Below are 6403 nucleotides of genomic sequence, written 5' to 3'. Positions count from 1 at the left end.
CCCTCGCGCTGCGGGCGTCGGTCGACCCGCAGGCGCTGCTGGTGGCGGGGGCGGTCGCCTGGACCGGCCTCTACTATCGCGAGATCACCAAGCTCAACGACTTCACCGGCGACACCCAGCTCGGTGTGGTGCACACCCACCTGCTCGCTCTCGGCATGCTGTTCTTCCTGATCGTGCTGGTGCTGGAGAAGGTGTTCACGCTGAGCGCCGGCGGCAGGCTGTTCACCTGGTTCTTCTGGGTCTACAACGGCGGGCTGGCGCTGACGGTGGCGATGATGCTGGTGCACGGCACCCAGACGGTGCTGGGCGCCGAGACCAGCCCGGCGATCACCGGGATGGCGGGGCTGGGGCACATCGTGCTGACGGTCGGGCTGGTCCTGTTCTTCATCAACCTCGGCAAGCGCATCCCCGCCAAGACCTGACCGCGGCCAGGTCCGCGGGGGAGGCCGCTGGGCTGTTCCGCGCTCCCTCCGGCGGTCAGGCCGGGCAGTCGCGGGGGTCGACGCTCGTGCGTGCCCCCGCGACGGCGATGCGGGCAGGGCTGTCCGGCAACGCGGCGGCCGTGCACACGATCTGCTGCACGGCCAGGGGGGACAGGTCACCGCCGGGCGCGGACGGGGTCAGCACCATGCGGTCGCGCGCCTTGACGGTCACCAGGAAGGGATCGGCTTCCGGCGGCACCTCGGTGCTGAGCCCGAGCGCCCGCTCCTTCTCGATGGGCCCGGCCGCCAGCAGCGCGAGCCTCTCGGTCCGGAACAGCGGGCGGGCGCTCGGCCGCGTCACGGCGCTGAGCCGCCCGTCCTTCACCAGGTAGAGGATGATCGTCGTGGTCAGCGCGACGGCTCCCTTCGGCGGCTCGCCGACGGCGATGACGTCGCTGGGACGCACGCCGCAGCCCGCGACCAGCGCCAGGAGACCCGCGGCGAGCGCGCGGCGGGGGAGTGCGGCCCTCATCCGGCTGCTCCGTCCTGCTCGGCGGCCCTGCGTGGCAGGCGCAGCGTGAACAGGGCGCCGCCGTCGGGGGCGTTGGCGACGGTGAGGTCGCCCCGGTGCAGGCGCGCGTTCTCCAGCGCGATGGCCAGGCCCAGGCCGCTGCCCTCGGACCTGGCACGGGCCGCGCTGGCCTTGTAGAACCGGTCGAACGCGTGCGGCAGCACCGCCTCCTCCAGCCCCGGACCGTGGTCGCGGACCTCGACAGTGATCCACTGCGGGTCGGCGGACAACCGCACCGACACCGGCGGCTCGCCGTGCCGCAGGGCGTTGCCGACCAGGTTGGCCAGGATGACGTCCACGCGGCGCGGGTCCAGCCTCGCCGTCACCGAGGAGGGAAGCTCGGTGCGCACCGCGTCCGACCAGCCTCGGACGCGCAGGGTCGCGGGCACCAGCTCGGCCACGTCCACCTCGTTCAGCGACAGAGCCGCGACGCCGGAGTCGAACCTGCTGATCTCGATGAGGTCGTTCACCAGCGCGGTCAGGTTGAGCGTCTCCTGGCTGACCAGCTTGGCCGCCCGGCCAGCGGGCTCGGGCAGCTCGGCCGCCTCGTCGTCGAGGACCTCGGCGACGGCGGCGAGCGCGGCCAGGGGAGTGCGCAGCTCGTGCGAGACGTCGGCCACGAACCGGCGGGCGTCGGCCTCCATCGCACGCAGCTGCATGACGTGCCGTTCCAGCTCCGCGGCGGTGTCGTTGAAGGTACGCGCCACGTCGGCCAGCTCGTCGGAACCGCGGACCGCGACCCTGGTCCGCAGCTCGCCCTCGCCCAGCAGGCGGGCCGCCCGGCCGAGCTCGCGCACCGGGCGCAGCACGCTGCGGGTGGCCAGCAACGCCACGACCACCGCGAACGCCATGGCCGCCCCGCCGCTGAGCCAGGCGCGGCTGGCGAGCAAGTCGATGCTGCGCTGCTCGGGAAGCAGGCTGCGCGTGGTGTAGACCTCGATGCCGGACACCCGCCACCGGTCACCCTCGGTGATCAGCAACGGCGCGCCGATGATCAGGAAGGGCCTGCCCTCCCGCACCACCCGTTGCCACGCCATCTCGCCTTCGGCCACCTTCCGCCGCAGGCTCACGGAAAGGGCCTGGGGCCTCAGGTCCTCGGCCTCCAGGGCCGGCGCGTTCCCGTCGCGTCCCCCGCTTCCCGGCGGCGGGTTCCGCATCAGGCCCGGCGCCCGGTCGGACGGCGGGCCGGCCTGCGCGTACAACCCGCGGTAGACGGCGAGCGCGTAGCTGTCCCGCTCGGCCATGGTGGCGGCGATCCTGCCGAGCTCGGTCCGGTCCGGAGCCGGGGTGCGCAACGGGAAGAGCGTCTCCAGGCGCGCTCTCGTCGCCTGCAGCGCGGCGTCCTGGGCCCGCTGCAGGATGTCGGTGCGGGCCTGGACGTAGAGCCCGCCGGTCACCGCCGCCGTGGTGACCACGCACAGCAGCGCGAACGCGAACAACAGCCGGGCACGCAGCCCCGGGCTCGGCACAGGCGTCACCGGCGGTTCACACCGGCCCGAACCGGTAACCGAACCCCCGCACCGTCTGCACGTAGACGGGGGACGCCGAGTCGTCCTCGATCTTCGCCCGGAGCCGCTGCACGCACGCGTCCACCAGCCGCGAGTCGCCGAAGTACCCGTGCTCCCACACCGAGTCCAGCAGTTGCTGGCGGCTGTGCACCCGGCCCGGCGTGCCGGAGAGCTCCAGCAGCAGGCGCAGCTCGGCCGGGGTGAGCCCGATCGGGGCGCCGCGCTTGGTGACCACCAGCCCGGCCCGATCGATGGTCAGCTCACCGTGCCGCTCCAGTTCCGCCTGGTCGCGGCCGATGCGCCGGAGCACGGCGCGGATACGCGCTTCGAGCACCCTGGGCTGCACCGGTTTGACCACGTAGTCGTCGGCGCCCGCCTCCAGCCCCGCCACCACGTCGATGTCGTCGCCGCGCGCGGTCAGCATGATGATCGGCACCTCGCCGATGGCCCGGATGCGGCGGCAGACCTCGAACCCGTTCATGCCGGGCAACATCAGATCGAGCACGACGACGTCGGGACGGTCGGCGCGCAGCCGCTCCAGCCCCTCCTCGCCGGACTCCACGGCGCCCACCCGATGCCCGTGCCGGGTCAGGGCGAGCTCAAGGCCCTCCCGCACGGCCGGGTCGTCCTCGATCAACAACACTCGCGACACGCCGCCGAGTACCACAGCACGCTCCGTAACCTCGCTCGCCGGTCAACTCCGTCCACTGTCGGCCGGTGATGTCCCCGTCTTGTCAGCGCCATGTCATCGTTGTGTCACGGTGATGCCGGGGTGACGGCCGTCGACAAACGGTGACATTCGGCAGACGACCCACTCACATTCGGCGCCAATCGTAGTTCGTCATGAACGAACCACGCACCATCCCAGCTCGGCCCCGAGATCGGCTGTTCGCCGTGGTGACGCTGGTGCTCGCCGTGCTCCTGCTGCCCGCGGCGCTCGTCCGCCGCCCCGGCCGGGCCCGCGAGCTGGCCTGCCAGTGGGCGTTACGGATGCGCTTCCCCGCCGAGGACCTGGCCGGGCTCACCGACGGCGCCCTGGCGGCGTTCACCGCGGCGCGCACCGAGGCGCTCTGGCGTCACGGCCAGCTCCTCGGCCTCACCTCGGGATACCGTGATCCGCTCGTTCAGCTCCGGATGTTCGAGGAGGAGGTGCGCCGCACCGGCTCCCCGGCGCTGGCGCGCATGCTCGTGCTGCCGCCGACGGAGTCCAACCACGTCAAGGGCATCGCCCTGGACGTGCGTCCGCACGAAGGCGCGCGCTGGCTGGAGGAGCACGGCGCCCGCTACGACCTCTACCGCATGTTCGACAACGAGTGGTGGCACTTCGAGCACCACCCGGAGTACGGCGGCACACCCCCGCGCCGACGGCCCCACCCCGGGGTCGGTCACGCGGAGGAGAACAGGCGCCGGAGCTGACCCGCGCGCGCCCGCGGACCTCGGCCGTCCCGCGCCCGGGAGACCGGGCCGGTGGTCTCACCAGCAAGCCGGTGGTCTCACCAGCAGGTCAGGTCGGGGTTGGGGGTGGGGCCACAGGGGCCCTGGTTGCCGCCTCCGTCGGCGACCGTGCCCGGGGGCGCCCAGATGAGGTGGCCGGCGGCGTGAGAGCCGCGCGGGAGCTCAGGTGGATGCCGCCCTGGACCGTGTGCCCCTGGCCGTCGACCAGGCCGCTGGGGTGCAGGCCGTTGCCGACGAACACGTTGTCGGAGACGGGGTCCGGGCCGGCCCGGTCGGGCCCCCACGGGTTGTCCACGAGGATGCCGACGGTGTTGTTGCCGTTGAACACGTTCCTGCGCACGATGATGTGCCGCAGCATGGAGCTGGAGGACAGGCCGATGTCGTTGCCGGTGAACTCGTTGTCCTCGATGGTGTTCGCGTCCTGCGGCAGGAAGGTCTCCGCGGCGCCGAGGCCCGCTGTGGCCGAATTCTTGAAGACGTTGGCCCGCACGAGGTTGCGGCGGCTGTCGTTCGACAGGCCCATGGGGAAGGCGTCGAAGACGTTACGGGTGAAGGTGCCCTGGTCGGTCGCGCTGACCGTGAGGCTTCCGCCGGTGAGCGTGCTGCTGCGGATCGCCGAGCCGGTGCCGCGCACCATGACGGTCTGCCTGGTCACCGTGCACCGCTCGATCGTGATCAGCCCGTCGACCAGCCGCAGACCGGACAGCAGGCAGGCGTCCTGACGCGTGCCGGTGAAGGTGATCGTGCCGGGCCAGGCGTCGATGGGCGCCGCGAGGAGCCGCACGTCCGTGGCGGTGACGTCGGTGCGCGGCAGGCCGGAGGAGGACGAGAGGTAGATTCCGTACTTGAAGCCACTGATCGTGCCGTTGCGGACGGTGAAGCCGACCCGGCTGACGGCCGCCAGCCCCTTGCCCGTGCCCGAGCCGGTGCGGCTTCGGGTTCGGCATGGTGCTGCTGTTCGCCGGCGCGGCGAACTCCACCATGGCCGGCTATCGGCAGCTACAGACCCCTGACCATCTCATGGCTCGCGTGGCCACATTGTGGTCGTTCGCCACGACGGTCACCCAGCCCCTGTTCATCCTCCTCGGTGGCCTCGTAGCGACCTGGACCGACACGCGCACGTCGCTCTTCACGGCTGCGGGCGTGATGTGCGCCGCCTCGATACTGCTGCCTCGCCGGTGAAGTGGGAAGCCATCTTCAGCCGGCCAAGGGACCGTTCGTTGGACAGTACGCCCGCGATCAGGAGGCAACCCACCAAGCCAGTTGCTTGATTAACTGTTGTCATCCAAGAACTGAATCCGATGCTCTCTCCTGGCCCAAGCTGCTGCGCCAGTGGCCGGATAAGGCCACGAGGGTGGTGACGATTACGGCGGTCCACTCGGAGGCTGATGGGACCGGAGTGGCAGAGCCGAAGCGATCTCCCCCATGCGACCAGGCCGAGGCTTGGGTGCTTTCGACCCGGACCTCGCGGTTTGGCGCCGAGGATACAAGTCCGTGCGGGGCGCTGCTGGTCGTGGCTGAGTGGAAGGCCAAGACGTACCGGACAGCCGCAACTGAAAACGTGAGCCCCACTCTGTGTGTTTCGGTCCAACCTGACAAATCGTGATCATTGCGAGCGCAGTTGCGCTCTCTTAACGTCAGCGCGTGGGCCCTTCCGGGCCGGCCAGGAGGCGCAAGACGGTGACGACGTAACCCCCGCGTAGCGAAGGGATGGCATCGCATGTCACAACCAGACGAGAGCGTAATGATCAAGAGCCTCGGCTCCACATACTGGAGCTGGCGTCAATACCAGGAAAAGACATACTGGTGTTGGAACGCGACAACGATCAGCATCGCGAACTTCTACGCCAACGCGCGAGCATGGACCCAGTGCGGGTTCGCCACCGCGGTCCTCAACAGGAAAGACTCCCGGCTCGCCGCCCAGCAGCCGTTCCAGTGCTGCCCGGACGGCGCGTTACGCGGGGACTGCAACCAGGGCTGGTGGCCCGATGCCGGGCCGCTGCAGCAAGCCGGGGTTTACGTCCCGGCCCCCGACGATGCCAGGAATTACCTCGACTGGGTCGAGGCGCCCGGGTGGGTGCAGATCAGAAGGTTCCCGGCGTTGACGAAGAACGAGGTCAAGGCAGAGATAGACGCCGGACGCCCGATCATGATGAACATCGGCTGGGGTGGCGGTCTCTCCGGCCACATCGTCAACATCTGGGGGTACAGCTACCGCCCGGAGACCGGTGAACTGGTGCACGTCTGGGTGCATGACCCGTGGCAGGGTACGCACGGGACATACGCGGGCCAGGAGAACGATCCCATCATGTGGGTCGCGTGGGAGACGCTCTTCGGCGGCTATCCGGGCGGCCCGAACGGCACCTGGAACAGGACCTTCAAGACTCGGCGAAACTAGCCTCAGGGAGCATGCGATGCCGTTGAACATGCCTGAACCGCCGGGACGG

At 70.5% G+C, this 6403-nt stretch carries 8 protein-coding genes; 4 read left to right on the top strand and 4 right to left on the bottom strand.

The genetic code is table 11. The features are described 5' to 3' along the window. Nucleotides 1-422, top strand: a 422-nt coding sequence (locus ACWCSD_RS45185) for a DUF2871 domain-containing protein (protein ID WP_449924682.1), incomplete at its 5' end; no start/stop codon positions are given. Nucleotides 423-477: 55 nt separating this feature from the next. Here the strand turns inward: ACWCSD_RS45185 and ACWCSD_RS45180 are convergent. Genes ACWCSD_RS45180 through ACWCSD_RS45170 form a run of 3 tightly spaced genes read right to left on the bottom strand, consistent with a single transcriptional unit; the run spans nucleotide 478 to nucleotide 3153 of the window. Further along, nucleotides 478-954 carry a hypothetical protein gene (locus ACWCSD_RS45180; protein WP_397162674.1) on the bottom strand — a complete coding sequence of 159 codons (477 nt, stop codon included), beginning with the start codon at nucleotides 952-954 and terminating at the stop codon, nucleotides 478-480. After that, on the bottom strand, nucleotides 951-2471 hold the full coding sequence (locus ACWCSD_RS45175; protein WP_449924679.1) for an ATP-binding protein: 1521 nt from the start codon (nucleotides 2469-2471) through the stop codon (nucleotides 951-953). The genes ACWCSD_RS45180 and ACWCSD_RS45175 overlap by 4 nt, the downstream gene beginning before the upstream one ends. A 7-nt stretch (nucleotides 2472-2478) precedes the next feature. Next, the gene (locus tag ACWCSD_RS45170; RefSeq protein WP_358302179.1) at nucleotides 2479-3153 is read right to left on the bottom strand and encodes a response regulator transcription factor; all 675 of its coding nucleotides are present in this window, start codon (nucleotides 3151-3153) and stop codon (nucleotides 2479-2481) included. A gap of 191 nt (nucleotides 3154-3344) precedes the next feature. Between ACWCSD_RS45170 and vanY-N the strand changes: the two genes are divergently transcribed. Further along, nucleotides 3345-3917 (top strand): D,D-peptidase/D,D-carboxypeptidase VanY-N, encoded by a 573-nt coding sequence (gene vanY-N, locus ACWCSD_RS45165; protein WP_397162672.1) that lies wholly within the window; start codon nucleotides 3345-3347, stop codon nucleotides 3915-3917. An 88-nt stretch (nucleotides 3918-4005) separates the two neighbouring features. Here the strand turns inward: vanY-N and ACWCSD_RS45160 are convergent, their stop codons facing one another. After that, the gene (locus ACWCSD_RS45160) at nucleotides 4006-4740 is read right to left on the bottom strand and encodes a right-handed parallel beta-helix repeat-containing protein (RefSeq protein WP_449924675.1); all 735 of its coding nucleotides are present in this window, start codon (nucleotides 4738-4740) and stop codon (nucleotides 4006-4008) included. A gap of 161 nt (nucleotides 4741-4901) precedes the next feature. Between ACWCSD_RS45160 and ACWCSD_RS45155 the strand changes: the two genes are divergently transcribed. Further along, nucleotides 4902-5138 carry a hypothetical protein gene (locus ACWCSD_RS45155; RefSeq protein WP_449924672.1) on the top strand — a complete coding sequence of 79 codons (237 nt, stop codon included), beginning with the start codon at nucleotides 4902-4904 and terminating at the stop codon, nucleotides 5136-5138. Nucleotides 5139-5700: 562 nt separating this feature from the next. Further along, complete coding sequence (locus ACWCSD_RS45150; RefSeq protein ID WP_397162670.1) at nucleotides 5701-6354, top strand: C39 family peptidase; 654 nt, start codon at nucleotides 5701-5703, stop codon at nucleotides 6352-6354. The last annotated feature ends 49 nt before the right edge of the window (nucleotides 6355-6403 follow it).

The organism is Nonomuraea sp. NPDC001684 (assembly GCF_053596515.1).
Note: the sequence above shows the minus strand (reverse complement) of the source record. Positions and strands in the feature narration are given on the sequence as shown.